Raw genomic sequence first — 18656 nt, forward strand, 5'->3', positions numbered from 1 at the left:
TCAATACGTTTTTAATTTATGGGAAAAAGTAAAATCTATTTATGGCGAACACTCGCCTCGTTTATCCTTGTGTTGTTTACGATGCCTTTGGGTCATGCTCTTATGATCATGATGGAAAAGACCATGACTACAGAAGCCGTACATTATGCAGGCTTTACTATGGGATTCGTAGGTTTGATAATGGTCATTATCGGTGTGTTTGTCAAAGGCGATACTCGTCAGACACTCTGGGGACTTATTGGTGGTCTGCTTTTCTGGACTGGCTGGGTGGAGTTTCTCTTCCAATATTACGCTCACCGCTTTGGTGTACAACCAGAGATTGAAAACGGAGTGGTTGTTACTAAGCCAGAATATCTGATTCTTCCTGCCTCTTTTGGTTTCTGGATGATGATGATGACAATGTATATTTTTAGTACGCGCAATGGTTGTAACTTTATTACATGGATTCAGAAACGGCTTTTCGGAAAGCGTAAGAATGAGATTGCTTTCCAACCAATGACACGCCATACATCTATTGTCACCTTTATGGAGGTGAACATGATTCTTTGGGCTTCTTACCTTTTACTGATGTTCTGTTACGATAAGAACTTCCTTGGCGATCATCACCCAGTAACCTTCTTGGTAGGTATTGGCTGTTTCTTCGGCGCACTTTATATGTTGAAAAAGCAACTTTATATTGCTTCATGGGGTGCAAATATCCGTATGGCAATCGCAACGGTGATTGTTTTCTGGACGCCAGTAGAGATTCTCGGACGTATTAATTTCTTTAAGGAGTTCTGGGTTCACCCACAAGAATATGCCGTACAGCTACTTTGTATCTTGGCTGCTTTCATCTTACTGATAGGTTATATGTGGCTGAAAGGGTCTAAGAAGAAACAAAATAGTAAGTAAGCATAAAGGCTTTTACAGAAGAAATGACATAACGTAGCCTATTCCTTGAAGGCGCTACGTATACATCTAAGATTACTTGTTAGCAGCTTTAATGTTGCCGGCAAGTAATCTTTTTTTGTTTATATAGATGGTCTTAAGCAGTTGATAAGTTTCTGTTAGGAAGGATTTTATATGTGCCTTGTATAGAAAATGTAATCTTGTGTGAGTAAGTCATTGATATTTATGAATTATAATAACGTTATAAATTGGTTCTTCTTACCGTTTTTGATTGTTGTGTTGATGCTCCGCACAGATGGTGCTAAGGCTTCGCACATGTGGTGCGGAGTACTAACACCGATGGTGCGAAGGGCTGAATATAAGGGCGTCAATTACAGAAAGAGGTTCTATTTACTTAATTTGGGGAGCACATCAGATGTCAAAAAGTTGATAAAACTTATTTGAAAATAAGATAGTATTTCTTTCAAAGAAAATGTGTTTAGTAGGATTAATATGCATAGCAAAGGCATCTAAAATAGATTAAGGTATGTAGTCTTGTCAGTCTTTGGCGGTTTCTTCTTTGTTTTATCGCTTTTTTTTAGTATTTTTGTAGCTGCAATATAATTAAAAACAATGAATAAATTATTTTTATCCCTTTGTTTGTTGTTGATAAGCTTTGCAACGTCTGCACAAGAACGTCTATCCAAAGTGATTCTCAAAGACATAGAAGGGAGAACCGTACAAACCGACACTATCTCAAACAATGGCAAACCTCTTATCATAGCTTTCTTTGCTACTTGGTGCAAGCCTTGTAATCGTGAACTCACAAGTATTGATGAGGTCTATGACGATTGGCAGCAGGAAACGGGGGTTCGACTCGTTGCTGTGTCTATTGATCAGGCGCAGAATGTCAATAAGGTAAAGCCTATGGTCGACCAGAATGGCTGGCGTTACGATGTGTTGCTCGATGCTAATGGCGAGTTCCGTCGTTCGTTAGGAATCCAGTCTGTACCTTATACCGTATTGCTTGACGGACAGGGTAGGATTGTTTATAAGCACAACGGCTATACTGATGGCGCTGAAGCTGAGTTATATAAGAAGGTGAAAGAGGTAGCTGGCAAGTAATTCTATGAAAAGATGGATGATGATAGGACTGCTCATAGGTATGAGCGGTGTATCTCTGTATGCACAGGAGTCCAATAAATTGCGCCTTTCTGGAAGTATTCAGAGTGATATGCTGTTGGCTCAAAAGGACAGTACGACAGGTGCTGAGGCTACCGATGGTCGTTTCTTGACGAACACTTATCTCGACTTGAAGCTATCGAGTCGTTATGTTGAGGCTGGTGCAAGACTGGAGTATTTGAAGCATCCGCTTCCCGGATACGAGAGTGACTTTAAGGGTTGGGGTGTTCCTTACGCTTACTTGAAAGGTCGTTACAAGAATGCGGAACTTACCTTGGGTAGCTTCTACGAGCAGTTTGGCTCTGGTTTTATTCTCCGTTCGTATGAAGAACGCAGTTTAGGAATTGATAATTCCCTACAAGGTGCACGATTGAACTATCAACCTTGTGCTGGTGTTGCAGTGAAAGTGCTAACGGGTCGGCAGCGTAGATATTGGAGTTATAACAAGAGTTGGATGACTGGTGCTGATGTTGAATGGAATATTGACGAGTTGTTTAAGTCCCTCCAACAGCATAACACCTATCTAATGTTTGGTGCTTCCTATCTTAATAAACATGAGCGAGATGAGGTGGTAATGGTTGATCCAACCCATCGTTTGCGCCTCCCTCTTAATGTCAATGCCTTTGATATGCGTCTACGTGTGCAACATCGTTCGTTCAATATATTGGCAGAGGTGGCAATGAAAACACAGGACCCTTCTCACGATAATGGCTATATCTATCGTAATGGTTATGTAGTAATGCTCTCTGGTTCCTATTCAAAGCGTGGAATGAGTCTGCTTCTGCAGGCAAAGCGTAGTACAAATATGGGTTTCCGAAGCCGTAGAGGAATGGAGGGAATCTCCTCTTTCATCAATCATCTGCCCCCATTTACGATGGAGCATACCTATACTTTGGCTGCTCTCTATCCATATGCGACTCGTCCTGATGGTGAGTGGGCATATCAAGCAGCTGTAGCCTATACCTTTAAAAAGGGTTCTTTGTTAGGTGGTAAGTATGGTACGACAGCAAAGGTGAACTTCTCACATGTCCATTCCGTGCGTAAGAATGGTTCAGGTGACATAGGAACAGATGGTTATGGCAGTCCGTTCTGGGCATGGGGAGACGCTACCTATTATCAAGACATTGATATACAGTTGGTAAAGCGACTTGCTAAAGATACGAAACTCAATCTGATGTATATGTATCAACGTTACAATCAGATGCTACTCGAAGGACATGGAGGAATGCTTAATTCGCATATCTTTGTGGCAGATGTCAAACAGAAGCTTTCACCTAACACAACGTTGCGTGTAGAGGCACAGTATCTTGCGTCGAAAGATGGTGATAAAGATTGGCTGTTTGGATTGGGTGAGCTGTCGCTTGCACCGCATTGGATGTTCACATTGAGTGACCTTTATAATGTTGGTAATACTCGGGTGCATTACTACCAAGGTTATGTAACCTATAGTGGTGGTGCCCATCGCTTGCAATTAGGCTATGGTCGGACACGTGCAGGCTTCAACTGTTCGGGTGGCGTATGTCGTTATATCCCAGCAACAAAGGGCTTGACCCTCTCTTATAATTATAACTTCTGATAGGAAATGAAAAGTTTTTATATAGTTCTTTTGGCTGTGGTTGCGCTTTTGACAGGCTGTGATTCTGTTGGTTCTGATGAAAGACTGATAGAGATTCCAGCTGCAACCGTTCAGCGTAATGTGCTGATAGAGGATTTCACAGGACAGCGTTGCATCTTCTGTCCAGCTGCTTCAGAAGCGATAGCAGAGCAGCAAAAGCTTTATGGTGCAGGCAAACTGATTGCTGTTGCCTTTCATGCTGGTCCACTCGCAATCAAGAGTGGGACTGGGTTTGTTGGTTTGCGCACTGATGTGGGTGATGTCTATTATAAGTATTGGGCAGTTCCAAATGTGCCAAAAGCCATTATCAATCGTCGTGGAGGTGTACTTTCAAAAGATACTTGGGCTGGACGAATCTATGATGAGTTCGCTCAAACAACAACCATAGGTATAGATCTTAAATGCCAGTATGAGGCAACTACACATCAGGTGGAGATTGAAACCGACTTGAAAACCTTAGCTGATGATGTGAAAGGGAAGCTACAGCTGTGGTTAGTTGAGGATAGCGTAGTAGCTCCACAGATGTTTCCAAACAATAAAGTGGAGAAGGAATATGTGCATAATCACGTGTTCCGTGATGCTATTAATGGGGAATGGGGGACGGAATTAATGCTCTCTACAAAGGGTATTCATAAGGAGAAAACAACATATACACTCCCAGAAGGTATCGTTCCAAAGAACGCATGGATAGTAGGTTTCTTCTATAACGACAGCGGAGTATTGCAGGCTGTGCGCCAAAAGGTTTCGCTCTAAGCAATGAATCATCATCAATTAAGAATATAATTATAAAAAAATCAATATGAAATTACGTTTACTCGTTTTTGTTGGTCTGTTGACCAGTCTTTTTGTTAGTGCGCAAGCACAGACAAGTTCTAATGATGTAGCCTTCCTTGATGAGCAGGGCAGAGTTATTCCTAACGGTACAGTAGTTGTCTTGAATAAGGCTGTTCCATCCGAATTTCCTTTTGAAGGGAATAAAATAGTAGGAAAAGTGCATCTTCTAAACAAGTCGGATAAGCCTTTAAATGTTTCCCTTTCCTATATCATTAACAATATAGATGAAGGCGAAGTGCAGGTTTGTGCGTTTGAAAAGTGTACTAATAATTCAGAAATAGGTAGTTACGAGGTTGGTGATAAGCTTTTTTCTGTTGGTTCAGATAAGGAAGCTATTGACATAGAACACTTCTATGGAGAATTCGAGAACTGCTCAATAACGCTTAAACTTAAAGTAAAAGAATTTGGTTCTGAGCAAGAGAAGGAAGGCTCATCGATTACTATTAAGTTTGATACTAAGGCAGCAGGTATTGCTTCGGTAGCATCGCAGAAGGGTCTTACATTCGATGTTTACAATACTCAGGGTGTGTTGTTACACAAGCAGCTTACGTCTTTATCAAATCTCCCTAAGGGTATTTACATCGTAAAGCAGAAGGGCGTTGCCTCTACAAAGAAGTACGTTGTTCGCTAAACATACACCTTTAATAACCATAATCTGATATGTTAAGTAAGTTTTATATACAGTTTCTTACGCTCATAGCGGTCATCTGTTATGCGGTAAACGTTAAGGCACAAGACTATAGTCTTATTGCTGCAGCAGGGCAGAAGGTATATGTTCCTCTCTCGGCAAAGACTGTAAAGGGCAAGATGACAGTTTCCAATTACGGTAGAACTATTGTCCGAAACTTCGATTATACACTTTCTTTTAATGGGCAAGAAATAGATTCAAAGCACTATGTTCTGCCTCAAGCGTTGAATCGTTATGATGATACTACGATAGAAGTTGATGTCCCACCATATACAGAGTTAGGTGAAAATGATCTTATTTTCACGATTACGAAAGTAAATGGAGAACGGAATAATGCCACTATTAACTATGCAACGCTTCCGAGAGTAACTGTTACTAAGGTGGCTCATAGGAGAGTTGTCGTTGAAGAGTATACTGGAATGTGGTGCCAATACTGTCCACGTGGTATAGCATTAATGGAGAATCTTGCACATAAGTATGGTGATGATTTCATTGGTATTGCTATTCATACGGGACGTGGTTATGAGCCTTTAAACTGTGAGGACTATGCTTGGAAAGCTGCAGAATACAAGAGTCGTCCTTCATTGACTATGAATAGAGACCTAACGCTTGGGTCTTATATAGCACAAACAGAGTTTGAAACGGAACGATCAAAAGGTGCTTATATGGATTTGGAAGTGTCAGCAATGTGGGACAAGGAGAAGAATAATATCACAGTGACCCCCACTGTAACCTTCCGGCTGAACCGAGAAGAAGCTCCTTATGGCTTTGCTTACGTGTTGACAGAGAATGGAATGTCAAGCCACAACTGGAAACAAGCTAACTATTATACTGGACAAACGCAGTTTTATGGCATATCAGAAGAACTCGATTATTTTGTCAATGCGCCTGGAACTATTTATAATCTTGAGAACAACTTTGTAGCTATTGCTGCAGATGGAGTAATGACTGCTCGGACAGGTCACCTTAAAGCACCAATCAAGGCAGATGAAGCACAGAGCCACACGTATGTCTTTAAGAATATTAATAGTAAGAAAGTCATACAAAAGAAGGAAAATCTACGTGTCTGTGTCTTGCTGATTAATACGAATACTGGTAAAATAGAGAACGCTGCTAAGTGCAGTATTTCAGAGTTTAAGACTACTGGCATCTCTTCTGTTTCAGAAGGAACTCGCACAGCTATTGAGGCTGAGCGCTACACACTTGACGGTCGACGTATCACGACTCCACAAAAGGGAATCAACATAGTGAAGTACAGCGATGGTCGTGTGAGCAAAGAGGTGGTGACGGATTAGTACCCCTTGAATATTATATTTGTTTACGTATGAATAAAGATTTGACTGATTTGTATCAGCATAAAGCAGAAGAGACGAGCAAAACGCTCGTTTCTCTCCGTAACCGTAGTCGTGTTTTTATCCTGACAGAAATCGGTTCTTTTTTGGTAGCCATTGGTTTTGTAGTTCTCTACACCTTATTTGATAATGCAGCTTGGACACTTTTCTGTGCCTTAGCTGCATTATTGTTTTATCTTTACATTCGTCGTCGTGACGTGTTGAACGACCGAAAGATAAATAAAGGGGAGGCTTTATTGCTGGTCTACCAAAACGAGATAGCCTATCAGAAAGGCGACTACTCAGGCTTTGAAGCTGGCGGGCAATATGTCAGTCCGCAACATTCTTATACCTTTGATATGGATGTCTTTGGTATAGGTTCTCTGTTTCAAAGGATGAACCGCACTATCTCAACTGGTGGTAGTGACCAGTTGGCAGCCTGTCTGTCTACGGAATGGGGCAGTGCAAAGAGGGAGGAACTTGTTGGGCAAATACGTCAACGAATGGCTTCCATAGACGAGTTGGGTAAGGAGGAAACTTTCCTTTCTGAATTCAAGTCTTTGGGCGTAAAGGGGCGTATTAATACAGAGGAGGTTTTGAAGGCATTGACGGATGTTCATAGCCAGAGTTTTCCAAAGTTTTTTCATAGCTCTCTTTTATGTTATTTCTGTTATGCAGATTTACTTGGTTTCTATGTGAGTATTGTGCTTTCCATTGTGGGATTGGTTCCTTTCTTATTACCTGTATGGTGGGGAATATTTAACTTTATGTTCTCTTTTCTTTGTGGGCATAAGCACATGCGTGTCATTTCTGAACTGATAGCAAAGGCACATACGCAGGTAGATGGCTACTTACGTGTATTGAAATTAGTTAATAAGACTGAGTTTAAGTCGGCTGAACTACAAGCTTTGAAACAGAAACTTGCGGGTGCGGAGGAGTCTTTCGAACAGTTAGAACTTATCTTACAAAAGATTGATAACAGAAGTAACGAGGTGGGTGTCTTTGTCTTTAACAGTTTTGCCTTAATTGATATTGCAATCGTAAGACTCTTCCTTCGTTGGCAACATACGTATGAGCAGCGCACGAATGAGTGGATAGATAGTCTAAATCTCTTTGATGCTTTGGTGTCAATGGGTAACTTCCGATTGAATGAAGATAGGGCAGTACAGGCAGAAATCAGCGAGGAGAATAAGGTGGTTTATGATGCGAAAGACCTTTATCATCCCTTCCTCGGTGAGAAGGCTGTTGCAAACGACTTCACAATCCATGATCATGAGTATTATATTGTTACGGGTGCGAATATGGCGGGTAAGAGTACCTTCTTACGCTCGTTGGGTATAAATTACCTCTTGGCGATGAATGGTTTGCCTGTTTTTGCAGAACACTTGAAGGTTTCAGTGTTTCATCTTTTTACGAGTATGCGCACCACAGACGACCTTACGCATGGCATCTCTTATTTCAATGCTGAGCTACTTCGTTTGAAGAAGTTGTTAGGCTCGTTGCGTGATGATGTACCAAGTCTGATTATTTTGGACGAGATTTTGAAGGGAACAAACTCTCTCGATAAGTTGAATGGCTCTCGTCTTTTCTTGCAGTATATTGCCGAACGCAATGTGACAGGTGTTATCGCCACGCACGATCTTGAACTTTCAAAGATGGAAGAGGAATACGCAGGGCGTTTTCATAATTATTGTTTTGAGATTGAGTTAGGCGAGGATATCACTTATTCGTATAAGATTACAAAGGGAGTAGCACGTAATCAGAATGCTACATTCTTGTTGAAAGGAATCTTAAACCCCAATCGTATTTGAGTGACACCCCTTTCAGATTGTAGTTCAAACGTTTGTTTGTTTAGAAATTTATTTACAATCCAATAGCCGTTTTTACCTTATTTTTAGGGTAAAAACGGCTATTTTTGTTGCTCTTGTAAGTGTCATGTATTCAATTAGTTACAAAACCGTGAGGTAAAAGGTGCTTAATTGGACTTCAAAAGGGCGTTACTTAGACTCCCAAAGGGCACCTTTTGCAAGCTAATTAGGCGTCTTTTAGAAGCTAAAAGAGCATGTGTTGGTTTTGAGCTGTGCGAAAATAGTTTACAATACGGCTAATAAGCAGATGAGCTGTTCGTAGAAGATATCCTCTTAATTCATATTCTCTGGTGAGAGGATAAAGTGTTCAATGACGTGTGCAACACCATCTTCTTCATTTGATAAAGTAACGAAGTCAGCTTCACTTTGAATGTCTTTTGCAGCGTTTGCCATAGCAACGCCAAGTCCAGCAAAGCGAATCATGCTAAGGTCGTTATAACCATCGCCACAGGCAATAACCTCTTCGCGGCTGATACGGAGCGATGAGATAAGACGGTCGAGAGAGCGCGCCTTGTCAATACCGAGTGGTACACATTCAAGGAAGAAGTCGGCAGAACGATATACATCCATCTTCCCTTCCAACTCTTTGGCTAATCTTATCTCCAACTCGTGGAGAGGGGTAGGGTCGCCAACAATCAAACATTTGTTGATAGGATAGACTAACTGATTGAGGAAATCGTCATATTGGGTTACAGGCATCTTGTTGATAAAAGCCTCGTGTTGTACGTATTCGTCATCTTTATTAGTAGCAGCAATACCCTCACCTTGATAGGTTAGGATTTCCATTCCAGCTTTCTTGGCTTCTTGAAAGAGGATAGGTACAAGCTGTTCGTCCAATTTCTGTTCAAAAAGAACTTCGTTCTTGGTGCAATCGATAATTTTTCCTCCGTTGAAAGCAAGGATATATCCACCATTATCTTTTAGTTTCAATTCCTTAGCTAAAGGAACGATACCATAAGTAGGGCGGCCAGATGCCAATACGACATGTACCCCAGCAGCTTGTGCTTGCATGAGGGCTTGTTTGGTACGTGGTGTAATTTCCTTTTTATTATTGGTCAGTGTGCCGTCCAAATCGAGCACAATCATTTTATACTTCATATCGTTTGAATACTTTTTCCTTTGTAATCTCCCTTATGGGTGACGACTCATCATTATCAAGTAATATTAATCTATTTGCAAAGGTAAGGCTTTTTATGGATTAAAGACAGCGTTTTGATTGATATAAAACAATAAGTTTTAAAAAGGTGCAAGGTAGATACAATAAATCGTGAACGTTTACGTTTGTATGGAGAATTAACCGTTTCAAAGGCGTTTTAAACTAAAAGAATAATATTAATTAATTGTAGAGAGTTATGAAGAAGTATTTGGCCGAAATGATCGGCACAATGGTATTAGTCCTCATGGGATGTGGTGCAGCAGTGTCTTTGGGTTGTGACCCAGTAAACAATCAGGCTGCAGTAGTTGGTACAGCAATGGCATTTGGTCTTTCTGTCGTAGCAATGGCTTACGCTATTGGTGGTATCTCTGGTTGCCACATCAACCCAGCAATTACACTCGGTGTGTTCTTGAGCGGTCGTATGAGTGCAAAGGATTGTGCTATGTACATGTTGTTCCAGTTTATTGGTGGCTTGATTGGCGCAGCTTTGTTGTTCCTTCTTGTAACCAATGCAGGTAGCGGTTTTGCTACTGCAGGTGCTGGTTTAGGTGCAAATGGTTTGCAAGATGGTATTAGTGTAGCAAGTGGTTTGCTCGCAGAGATTATCTTTACTTGTGTGTTTGTACTCGTTGTATTGGGTGCAACTTCAAAGACTAACGGCACGACAGGTAAGTTTGCAGGTTTGGCAATCGGCTTGTCACTTATCCTTGTTCACCTTGTATGTATCCGTTATACAGGTACATCTGTAAACCCAGCACGTTCATTTGGTCCTGCTATCTTCGCACAGCTTGCAGGCGGTCCTGCAACAGCATTGAGCAATCTTTGGATCTTTATCGTAGGTCCATTTGCTGGTGGTGCACTCGCATCAGTGATCTGGCGTGTTATTGAACCAGCTGAGAAGTAATTCATTTATCAGATAAATGTTTGGTTAGGCTTATTAGGCAGTCATGTCTAATAAGCCTAATTATCTTTTATTCCAAAAACTATTGCCCTTTATTACGGATTTTAACACTTTAGGTTTATTAAATGTGTGGTATGTTTTGGCTATCAGAAAATAAAACCGTACTTTTGCATGTGTAAATAGGTATAGACTTATTAATTTTAAAAGATAAAAGAAATTATGGTAGTAGATTACAAGAAATTAGGTCTCGTGAACACACGTGAGATGTTCAAGAGAGCAATCAAAGGCGGTTATGCTATTCCAGCATTCAACTTTAATAACCTCGAGCAGCTTCAGGCTATCATCAAGGCTTCTTCTGATTTGAGATCACCAGTTATCCTTCAGGTTTCTAAGGGTGCCCGTAAGTATGCTAACCAGACTCTTCTCCGTTACCTCGCAGAGGGTGCAGTAGAGTATGCTAAGGAGTTGGGTTGCCACCATCCAGAGATTGCACTTCACCTTGATCATGGTGATAGCTTCGAGACTTGCAAGAGCTGTGTAGACTTCGGTTTCTCTTCTGTAATGATCGACGGTTCTTCTCTTCCATATGAGGAGAATATCGCTTTGACAAAGAAGGTTGTTGAGTATGCTCACCAGTTCGACGTAACAGTTGAGGCTGAGCTCGGTGTACTTGCTGGTGTTGAGGATGACGTTGTAGCTGAGGTTTCTCACTATACAAAGCCAGAGGAGGTTGTTGATTTCGCTACTCGTACAGGTTGCGACTCTTTGGCTATCTCTATCGGTACTTCTCACGGTGCTTACAAGTTCACTCCAGAGCAGTGTACACGTGACCCAAAGACTGGTCGTCTTGTTCCTCCTCCATTGGCATTCGATGTTCTTGCAGCTATCGAGAAGCAGCTCCCAGGTTTCCCAATCGTTCTCCACGGTTCTTCTTCAGTTCCTCAGGAGTATGTTGATATTATCAACGAGCATGGTGGTAAGATGCCAAACGCTGTAGGTATCCCAGAGGAGCAGCTCCGTCAGGCAGCTAAGAGTGCTGTTTGTAAGATTAACATCGACTCTGACTCTCGTCTTGCATTCACCGCAGGTGTTCGCCAGACATTTGATGAGCACCCAGAGTACTTCGACCCACGTCAGTACTGTGGTAAGGCTCGTGAGTACATGGAGGATCTTTACAAGCACAAGATTACAGACGTTCTTGGTTCTGAGAACAAGCTTGCTAACCTCGACTAATCATTTGTTGAGGTCGGCTTGACTAAATAAAACATTAGCGGCAGCTTCCTTTAGGGAACTGCCGCTTTTCTTTTGTGTTGCTTTCTACGAGGCAGTGCCTCGTAGGCTATGACAGAGGAAACAAGAAGCCCCGCATGGTTCTTTCCATGTGGGGCTGTTGCTTATACTTGGATAGCTTTATTACCTATCAATAATAGCTGGAATGGGAAGGCTTTATTAATCGTCCAAAAGCTTGAAAGCTTTAGGGAGATAGTTGATAATGTCTCCTGCAACAAGGCTTTCCTTACCTAATTCTTTCGCAGCTAAGTCGCCAGCAAGACCATGGAGGTACATTCCAACCATAGAAGCGTTCTGTTGGTGATAACCACGAGCAAGGAGGGCTGTGATGATACCAGTGAGTACATCACCACTACCAACTGTTGCCATGCCACTGTTACCTGTTGAGTTAAAGATAACGTTGCCATTAGGTAGGCAGAGTGCACTGTTATGTCCCTTAAGGATGATATAAGCCTGTAAAGACTTTGCTAACTCGCGTGTACGCTGGAGACGCTCATAGTCTGCATTAGCAGGAGAGCCTGCAAGACGGTCGAGTTCCTTTGCGTGAGGCGTCATAATGATTCCCTTTGGTAGTTGTTGCATCCATGCACGATGGCTTGCAAGAATATTCAAGGCATCAGCATCGGCAACAATAGGACATTGTGCGCGTCTTATCTGTGCTATCATCGCAATGGCGGTAGGCTCCTGTCTGCCTAATCCTGGACCTATTGCAAGTGCGTCGAAATCATCCGTATCAACCGCTTCGGTAAAAGCTGTCTCCTCATGGTCCATTTGTAAGATAGCTTCAGGAACGGATATCTGCATGATATCGTAGTTCTTTTTAGGGGTATGTACCGTAACCTTACCCACACCGCTACGTAGACAGGCACGAGTTGCAAGGATAGCTGCTCCCGACATACCGTAGCTACCTGCGATGATAAGTGCATTACCCATATCACCTTTGTGTGAGAAGTCATCACGATGGAATAAACGCGAACGAATATCGTTCTCTTCTAATAGGTAATATTGTGCTTCTGTCTTCTGAATAAACTCCTGATTCAGACGGATATCAAGCACCTTTAGTCTACCAATAAACTGCTGTGCGTCAGCGAAAAGGAAGGATAATTTGCGTTCGTGGAGGGTTAATGTGAGGGTAGCGTGAATGATATTCGCACGTACGTTATATGTATTGTCCTCCGCCATCAAACCAGATGGAACGTCAATACTCACAATCTTTGCAGGACTTTGATTGATATATTTCACCAAAGAGGCAAAACCACCAGCCAATGGTTTGTTGAGTCCAGAACCAAACAAACCATCAATCACCAATGTGTCTGCGGTTAATTCAGGTGGGTCAAACTTCGCAGTGATTTCTGTAAAATCCTTTGCATGCTTGCTGTCGAGCAAACGTTGGCGGTTTGTTACACAGTCTTCTGATAGATGATTGGTAATATTAAAAAGGAAAGTATTCACCTTATATCCCTCATTTATCAGCAAACGTGCCACAGCAAGGGCATCACCACCATTGTTGCCAGGTCCTGCAAAGACAACAATTGGCGTATGTGTCGACCACTCCTCAGTGATAGCACGAGTAATGGCTTTTGCTGCACGCTCCATCAAATCAATTGACTTGATTGGTTCGTGTTCTATAGTGTATCTGTCCAGTTCGTGAATCTGGGCACTTGTAAATATCTTCATAACGATGGCAAATTTACAAAATAAATGCGGATAGTTTGGTATTATTTTCGTAATTTTGCGCTAAATTATAAATAATGAAGAATGAGTCGAGTAACAATTAAGGACAAAACGTTTGAGACTTCTATTCCTGAAGCCGAGATTTTGGAAAGAGTAAAGCTGGTAGCAGATTGTATAAACAAGGATTTTGAAGGTAAGACTCCGCTCTTTCTTGCGGTGTTGAATGGTTCGTTCATGTATGCTTCTGATTTGATGAAGCATATCACTATCCCATGTGAGATTTCCTTTGTAAAGTTGGCTTCTTACCAAGGTGTTACCTCAACGGGTACGATTAAGGAGATTATCGGTTTGAACGAAGATATCCGTGGTAGAGAAGTTATCATTGTAGAGGATATTGTTGATACAGGTGCAACTATGAAGCGTATGCTCGAAACGCTCGGTACACGCGAGCCTGCTGGTCTGCATATTACAACTTTACTTTTGAAGCCAGGTAAGCTTACTGTTCCTTTGAACATCGAGTATGCAGCAATGGAGATCCCAAATGACTTCATTGTTGGCTATGGACTTGACTATGACCAGGAGGGTCGTAACTTGAGAGATATTTATACTTTAGTACAAGAATAATGAAGAATATTGTAATTTTCGGTGCGCCAGGTGCTGGTAAAGGTACTCAGAGCGACAAGATGATTGAGAAGTATGGCTTCGGTCATATCTCAACCGGTGACGTACTTCGTAATGAAATTAAGAATGGTACAGAACTTGGTAAGACTGCAAAAGGATACATTGACAATGGTCAGCTCATTCCTGATGAGTTGATGATAGATATTCTTGCAAGCGTATACGATAGCTTTGGCAAGGAGCATAAGGGTGTTATCTTCGATGGTTTCCCACGTACAATCCCACAAGCAGAGGCTTTGAAGAAGATGTTGGCTGAGCGTGGTCACAATGTGGCAGCTATGGTTGAGCTCTTTGTTCCAGAGGATGAGTTGATGAAGCGTCTGCTTCTCCGTGGTCAGCAGAGCGGCCGTTCTGATGACAACGAGGAAACAATCAAGAAGCGCCTCAATGTTTACAACAACCAGACTTCTCCATTAATTGATTGGTATAAGGGTGAGAATATTCACCACCATGTTGAGGGTCTTGGTACTGTAGAAGATATTTTCGCACGTATTGAGTCTGTTATTGACGCTCTGTAGACCTTTGACCTTTGAGGTTTGAACTTTGAACTTTATGATTTGTACCGTATGTTGGAGAGAAAAATCGTAGAGAATGATATCTATATCTTATCAAAAAGTTTTGCACTAAGGGTTGTACGGTTATATAAATACCTGACAGATGAGCATAAGGAGTATGTCCTGTCAAAGCAACTTCTGCGTTCTGGGACGAGTATTGGGGCTAATGTTCATGAAGGAAAGAACGGACAAAGTCGTGCAGACTTCTGTAGTAAGATGAATATCGCTTTGAAAGAAGCAACAGAGTCAAACTATTGGATTGATTTATTAAGGGAAGCAGAATATATTAGCGAGAGTGAGTATAAATCTTTATCAGATGATTGTCATAAGATTCAAGCGGTCTTGACAAAAATAGTTAAGGCAACTCGTTCTTCTCTTAATCAATAATATTTCAAGTTACAGTACAAATCATAAAGGTCAAAGTTCAAAATTCAAAGTTTAAAGATGGAAAGTAATTTTGTTGATTATGTAAAGATATACTGCCGCTCTGGTAAGGGTGGTAGAGGTTCCATGCACCTTCGTCATGTGAAGTATAACCCTAATGGTGGACCAGATGGTGGCGATGGTGGTAAGGGTGGAAGTGTTTACTTGCGTGGTAACCACAATTATTGGACGCTGTTGCACTTGAAGTTTCAGCGTCATATCTATGCTGAGCATGGAGGTAATGGCGGTCGTGATAAGTGTCATGGTACAGATGGTAAGGATATTTATATTGATGTTCCTTGTGGTACTGTTGCCTATGATGCCGAAACTGGTAAGTATGTCTGCGATGTCATGCATGACGGACAGACGGTGTTACTGTTGAAAGGTGGACGTGGTGGATTGGGTAACTTCCAGTTCCGTACAGCTACGAATCAGGCTCCACGCTATGCACAACCAGGTGAACCAATGCAGGAGATGACTGTTATTCTTGAGTTGAAGCTGTTAGCTGATGTTGGTTTGGTGGGCTTTCCAAATGCAGGTAAGTCTACTTTGCTGTCTTCTCTCTCAAGTGCAAAGCCAAAGATAGCCAACTATCCTTTCACAACGATGGAACCATCGTTAGGTATTGTCAGCTATCGTGATAACCAAAGTTTCGTTATGGCTGATATTCCTGGTATTATCGAAGGAGCCAGTGAAGGTAAGGGACTCGGCTTGCGTTTCCTCCGTCATATCGAACGAAACTCCCTTCTGCTCTTTATGGTACCAGGAGACACCGACGATATCAAGCGTGAATACGAGGTGTTACTAAATGAGTTGCAGCAGTTTAATCCAGAGATGCTCGACAAACATCGTGTCTTAGCGGTAACGAAGAGTGACCTTCTTGATGATGAACTCATTGAGATGCTGCGTGAAACGTTGCCAACAGACCTTCCTGTTGTCTTCATATCAGCTGTTACAGGACAGGGAATTGATGACTTAAAGGATATTCTTTGGAAAGAACTTAATGCAGAAAGTAATAAGCTGCAAAGTATTCTTTCAGAAGATACACTTGTTCATCGTGACAAGGATATGTCGCGTTTTGCTGCCGAGTTAGCAGCTGAGGACGCTGATATTGATGATGTTGAAGAGGTGGGTATAGACGAATTGGATGAGGTAGAAGACCTTGAAGATTTTGAATATACGAATGATTAAGCCTGTTCTACATTACTTTAATCTTGCCGACGAGGTAGTCAGCTTTAGCACTACCCGTCATGGCGGAGTTAGCAAGGGAAAGCTTGCTACACTCAACATCAATCCTCATCGGGGTGATGAACCGTCTGCTGTAGCCGAGAATCTGCAGACTGTAGCAGCTGAGATTGGTGTTCAGGCGGATAAGGTTATTCGTCTGCATCAGATACACGAGACACATTGTCTGACTGTGACGGATGCGTTTTTTCGTCTTTCAGTCGCTGAACAGTACGAGATGGAAGAAGGGAAAGATGCTGTCGTTACCGATTGTCGTAACGTCTGCATCGGTGTTCATACTGCTGATTGTGTTCCTATTCTTTTTTATGACCCTGTTCATCATGCCATTGGTGCAGCCCATGCCGGTTGGCGTGGTACGGTGCAGCGTATCGCACAGCACACACTTCGCAAGATGACAGAACTATATGGTACCGACCCGAAGGAACTCAAGGCGGTTATTGGTCCTTGTATTTCGCTGAAGAACTTTGAGGTAGGTCAGGAGGTTTATGATGCTTTTTCAGCTGCAGGCTTCCCTATGGAACACATTGCACGTATGTATGAGAAATGGCATATCAACCTTCCGCTCTGCAATCAATTTCAATTAGAAGAACTTGGTGTGCCAACAGCTAATATTCTTCAGTCTGGTATTTGCACCTATGATAATGCTTCCGACTTCTTCTCAGCACGTATTCTTAAAGAAGGATTCGGCACTATTTACACAGGTATAGCCTTGAAATAGATACCCATTCCATGGTTATTATGGAATTATTCTCACGTAAATAAATATTTCTTGTCGTGAAAATAAATATTTCCTTTCATGCAGATAAATCTTTTTTTTCATGAATATAATTCGAACAAGTCGTTCTTTTCAATGATTTTATACCTTCTATTTGAAAGGTAATAGGATGAAGAAAAGAGATTGAAAAGCATGTTTTTATCAATAATTTAGTATCTTTGCTATCTTCGAAGGTGTTTATTCCGTGCAAAGATATTTATTGTATAGTATGAAGAAAATTCTGTTTTTCCTTTCAATATGTATGCTGTTGGTGGCTTGTACAGACAAGCGACAGGAGCAGATAGCGAAGGTTCTCTTTCTGTTGAATAGAACTGGAACATACCATGAAATGCAAAATACTAATGGTAGACAGTATTATCTGAATGTGGATAGTCTGTTGGATTGTATTGATACGACTTATATTAAAACATGCAAAGGACCAAGAGCTTTTCCTGTGGTGCAGTCTTTATTAGATTCATTATGTACTACGAAAGAACTTTGCGAACTTACTAATAGGAACTATTCTGTGGGCGTTCGACTTGCAGCTACAGATGCTTTGATACGTCGAAAGTATGCACACTTAGAGGAAATATTACTCTCGAATTATACTGATACGACGAAGATTTATGTGCGTTCAGATGATGTAATAGAAGAGGAGTATGCTGGTAGTGTATTCTTACGTAATGTTCAGTCATGCAGAGATAAGACAATCATTAGTAAAGAAGATTCATTGCGTAATGACTCTTTAGCACTCTATACACCCCGATTGTCCAAATATCAATATACAAAGAAACTTTTATTGAGACTTCCACCGAAGGAAAGCTATTACTCAAGGATAAAGGAGATTGTTCTTAAAGAACAAACCTATCAGGCACTGAAAGCTTTAGCTTCCTATCGTAGAGAAGAGGATAAATCTATCTTATTGGATGCTTTATCGCATTATGATAATGAGAATGAAGATGTTGATAGGGAAGATGATGAAACCGATAATGCTTTGTTGGCTGTTACGGTTTGGGCTTGTCAAGATTTCGTCCCTTTGCTGATGCGCATCCGAGACTATGAAATAAAGAAACATGATAGTTGCATGCTTCCTCGTAGCAAATACTTATTTGAGGCTGTTATGGCTTATGATAATCAGTGGGCATACAACTTTATTGACGCAACACTTGCCTTGTCTTCAAAAAAGAAAGAACGTGAGTATAGCTCTGATATAACGATGGCAACAAGCTTTCATTCGGCTATGTTATCTCATTATAATCCTCGTTTTGCCAGCTTATTAAGGAAGTATCCTGGTGAGGACTTTGGTGATGGCTATGAGTAAATAGCCGTATCATCAATAACAAACGCCCTCGTTTCTCCAGTTCCCTTTGATAAGGACGGAGAAATGAGGGCGTTCGTTGTTTTCTTTACTTGTGTCGGTTGGCACGTTGCTGACGGTATTTAGCCTTCTGCTTTGCACTGCCAGAGCCGTGTGCACCAGTAATATACTTCTTTTTCTTGGCTTTGGTTTTCACCTTGCCATCATCGGTTTTGGGTTTCGAGGCACTTCGAAAGACCATTCCGGTTTCAATAATATCGTCAATATCACTCATATAC

Annotated in this window: 18 protein-coding genes; 15 read left to right on the top strand and 3 right to left on the bottom strand. The window is 41.5% G+C overall.

What is annotated here, in order from left to right; all coding sequences use genetic code 11:
* The first annotated feature begins 18 nt into the window (after positions 1 to 18).
* The 7 genes from HMPREF0659_RS01900 to HMPREF0659_RS01930 all read left to right on the top strand — a co-directional run bounded on the left by HMPREF0659_RS01900 (position 19) and on the right by HMPREF0659_RS01930 (position 8328).
* The gene (locus HMPREF0659_RS01900) at positions 19 to 891 is read left to right on the top strand and encodes a hypothetical protein (protein ID WP_044045821.1); all 873 of its coding nucleotides are present in this window, start codon (positions 19 to 21) and stop codon (positions 889 to 891) included.
* Positions 892 to 1500: 609 nt separating this feature from the next.
* Positions 1501 to 1992, top strand: a complete 492-nt coding sequence (locus HMPREF0659_RS01905; protein ID WP_044045822.1) for a TlpA family protein disulfide reductase — start codon at positions 1501 to 1503, stop codon at positions 1990 to 1992.
* 4 nt (positions 1993 to 1996) lie between these two features.
* Positions 1997 to 3625: a DUF6029 family protein gene (locus HMPREF0659_RS01910; RefSeq protein ID WP_044045823.1), complete on the top strand. Its 1629-nt coding sequence runs from the start codon at positions 1997 to 1999 to the stop codon at positions 3623 to 3625.
* Between the two features lie 6 nt (positions 3626 to 3631).
* Complete coding sequence (locus HMPREF0659_RS01915; RefSeq protein WP_013264348.1) at positions 3632 to 4417, top strand: Omp28 family outer membrane lipoprotein; 786 nt, start codon at positions 3632 to 3634, stop codon at positions 4415 to 4417.
* A gap of 46 nt (positions 4418 to 4463) precedes the next feature.
* Entirely contained in the window at positions 4464 to 5129 is a 666-nt protein-coding gene (locus HMPREF0659_RS01920) for a hypothetical protein (protein WP_013264889.1), read from the top strand.
* A gap of 29 nt (positions 5130 to 5158) precedes the next feature.
* On the top strand, positions 5159 to 6481 hold the full coding sequence (locus HMPREF0659_RS01925) for a hypothetical protein (RefSeq protein WP_013264693.1): 1323 nt from the start codon (positions 5159 to 5161) through the stop codon (positions 6479 to 6481).
* Between the two features lie 29 nt (positions 6482 to 6510).
* Complete coding sequence (locus HMPREF0659_RS01930; protein ID WP_044045824.1) at positions 6511 to 8328, top strand: MutS-related protein; 1818 nt, start codon at positions 6511 to 6513, stop codon at positions 8326 to 8328.
* 330 nt (positions 8329 to 8658) lie between these two features.
* On the opposite strand, the gene HMPREF0659_RS01935 is transcribed toward HMPREF0659_RS01930, so the two are convergent.
* A complete protein-coding gene (locus tag HMPREF0659_RS01935) occupies positions 8659 to 9483 on the bottom strand; it encodes a Cof-type HAD-IIB family hydrolase (protein WP_013264419.1) in 825 nt (274 codons plus the stop codon).
* Between the two features lie 254 nt (positions 9484 to 9737).
* Here HMPREF0659_RS01935 and HMPREF0659_RS01940 point away from each other — a divergent pair, with 254 nt between their 5' ends.
* Positions 9738 to 10445 carry an MIP/aquaporin family protein gene (locus tag HMPREF0659_RS01940; RefSeq protein WP_013263951.1) on the top strand — a complete coding sequence of 236 codons (708 nt, stop codon included), beginning with the start codon at positions 9738 to 9740 and terminating at the stop codon, positions 10443 to 10445.
* A gap of 216 nt (positions 10446 to 10661) precedes the next feature.
* Positions 10662 to 11675 carry a class II fructose-bisphosphate aldolase gene (locus tag HMPREF0659_RS01945; RefSeq protein ID WP_013264593.1) on the top strand — a complete coding sequence of 338 codons (1014 nt, stop codon included), beginning with the start codon at positions 10662 to 10664 and terminating at the stop codon, positions 11673 to 11675.
* A 216-nt stretch (positions 11676 to 11891) separates the two neighbouring features.
* On the opposite strand, the gene HMPREF0659_RS01950 is transcribed toward HMPREF0659_RS01945, so the two are convergent.
* Positions 11892 to 13409, bottom strand: a complete 1518-nt coding sequence (locus HMPREF0659_RS01950) for a bifunctional ADP-dependent NAD(P)H-hydrate dehydratase/NAD(P)H-hydrate epimerase (protein WP_013263830.1) — start codon at positions 13407 to 13409, stop codon at positions 11892 to 11894.
* An 81-nt stretch (positions 13410 to 13490) separates the two neighbouring features.
* On the opposite strand from HMPREF0659_RS01950, the gene hpt reads away from it, so the two are divergent.
* From hpt to HMPREF0659_RS01980, 6 genes are all read left to right on the top strand, one after another.
* Entirely contained in the window at positions 13491 to 14030 is a 540-nt protein-coding gene (hpt, locus tag HMPREF0659_RS01955) for a hypoxanthine phosphoribosyltransferase (protein ID WP_013264803.1), read from the top strand.
* A complete protein-coding gene (locus HMPREF0659_RS01960; protein ID WP_013264859.1) occupies positions 14030 to 14602 on the top strand; it encodes an adenylate kinase in 573 nt (190 codons plus the stop codon). The genes hpt and HMPREF0659_RS01960 overlap by 1 nt, the downstream gene beginning before the upstream one ends.
* Before the next feature lie 48 nt (positions 14603 to 14650).
* Positions 14651 to 15025: a four helix bundle protein gene (locus HMPREF0659_RS01965; protein ID WP_013264571.1), complete on the top strand. Its 375-nt coding sequence runs from the start codon at positions 14651 to 14653 to the stop codon at positions 15023 to 15025.
* A 57-nt stretch (positions 15026 to 15082) separates the two neighbouring features.
* On the top strand, positions 15083 to 16252 hold the full coding sequence (gene obgE, locus HMPREF0659_RS01970; RefSeq protein WP_004360406.1) for a GTPase ObgE: 1170 nt from the start codon (positions 15083 to 15085) through the stop codon (positions 16250 to 16252).
* Entirely contained in the window at positions 16245 to 17024 is a 780-nt protein-coding gene (gene pgeF, locus HMPREF0659_RS01975) for a peptidoglycan editing factor PgeF (RefSeq protein ID WP_013263806.1), read from the top strand. The genes obgE and pgeF overlap by 8 nt, the downstream gene beginning before the upstream one ends.
* Positions 17025 to 17289: 265 nt before the next feature.
* Complete coding sequence (locus HMPREF0659_RS01980) at positions 17290 to 18381, top strand: hypothetical protein (RefSeq protein ID WP_013264470.1); 1092 nt, start codon at positions 17290 to 17292, stop codon at positions 18379 to 18381.
* 85 nt (positions 18382 to 18466) lie between these two features.
* Here the strand turns inward: HMPREF0659_RS01980 and HMPREF0659_RS01985 are convergent, their stop codons facing one another.
* Positions 18467 to 18652 (bottom strand): hypothetical protein, encoded by a 186-nt coding sequence (locus tag HMPREF0659_RS01985; RefSeq protein ID WP_013264945.1) that lies wholly within the window; start codon positions 18650 to 18652, stop codon positions 18467 to 18469.
* Positions 18653 to 18656 lie beyond the last annotated feature (4 nt).

Origin of the sequence: Prevotella melaninogenica ATCC 25845 (assembly GCF_000144405.1) — a bacterium.
Lineage (GTDB): Bacteria > Bacteroidota > Bacteroidia > Bacteroidales > Bacteroidaceae > Prevotella > Prevotella melaninogenica.

Excerpts from the sequence above, each read along its gene's own strand:
- pgeF (WP_013263806.1), top strand. The coding sequence starts at position 16,245 with ATGATTAAGCCTGTTCTACATTACTTTAATCTTGCCGACGAGGTAGTC.
- HMPREF0659_RS01985 (WP_013264945.1), bottom strand. The coding sequence starts at position 18,652 with ATGAGTGATATTGACGATATTATTGAAACCGGAATGGTCTTTCGAAGT.
- HMPREF0659_RS01935 (WP_013264419.1), bottom strand. The coding sequence starts at position 9,483 with ATGAAGTATAAAATGATTGTGCTCGATTTGGACGGCACACTGACCAAT.
- HMPREF0659_RS01945 (WP_013264593.1), top strand. The coding sequence starts at position 10,662 with ATGGTAGTAGATTACAAGAAATTAGGTCTCGTGAACACACGTGAGATG.
- HMPREF0659_RS01980 (WP_013264470.1), top strand. The coding sequence starts at position 17,290 with ATGAAGAAAATTCTGTTTTTCCTTTCAATATGTATGCTGTTGGTGGCT.
- obgE (WP_004360406.1), top strand. The coding sequence starts at position 15,083 with ATGGAAAGTAATTTTGTTGATTATGTAAAGATATACTGCCGCTCTGGT.
- HMPREF0659_RS01900 (WP_044045821.1), top strand. The coding sequence starts at position 19 with ATGGGAAAAAGTAAAATCTATTTATGGCGAACACTCGCCTCGTTTATC.
- hpt (WP_013264803.1), top strand. The coding sequence starts at position 13,491 with ATGAGTCGAGTAACAATTAAGGACAAAACGTTTGAGACTTCTATTCCT.
- HMPREF0659_RS01950 (WP_013263830.1), bottom strand. The coding sequence starts at position 13,409 with ATGAAGATATTTACAAGTGCCCAGATTCACGAACTGGACAGATACACT.
- HMPREF0659_RS01960 (WP_013264859.1), top strand. The coding sequence starts at position 14,030 with ATGAAGAATATTGTAATTTTCGGTGCGCCAGGTGCTGGTAAAGGTACT.
- HMPREF0659_RS01930 (WP_044045824.1), top strand. The coding sequence starts at position 6,511 with ATGAATAAAGATTTGACTGATTTGTATCAGCATAAAGCAGAAGAGACG.
- HMPREF0659_RS01940 (WP_013263951.1), top strand. The coding sequence starts at position 9,738 with ATGAAGAAGTATTTGGCCGAAATGATCGGCACAATGGTATTAGTCCTC.
- HMPREF0659_RS01915 (WP_013264348.1), top strand. The coding sequence starts at position 3,632 with ATGAAAAGTTTTTATATAGTTCTTTTGGCTGTGGTTGCGCTTTTGACA.
- HMPREF0659_RS01905 (WP_044045822.1), top strand. The coding sequence starts at position 1,501 with ATGAATAAATTATTTTTATCCCTTTGTTTGTTGTTGATAAGCTTTGCA.
- HMPREF0659_RS01910 (WP_044045823.1), top strand. The coding sequence starts at position 1,997 with ATGAAAAGATGGATGATGATAGGACTGCTCATAGGTATGAGCGGTGTA.
- HMPREF0659_RS01965 (WP_013264571.1), top strand. The coding sequence starts at position 14,651 with ATGTTGGAGAGAAAAATCGTAGAGAATGATATCTATATCTTATCAAAA.
- HMPREF0659_RS01925 (WP_013264693.1), top strand. The coding sequence starts at position 5,159 with ATGTTAAGTAAGTTTTATATACAGTTTCTTACGCTCATAGCGGTCATC.
- HMPREF0659_RS01920 (WP_013264889.1), top strand. The coding sequence starts at position 4,464 with ATGAAATTACGTTTACTCGTTTTTGTTGGTCTGTTGACCAGTCTTTTT.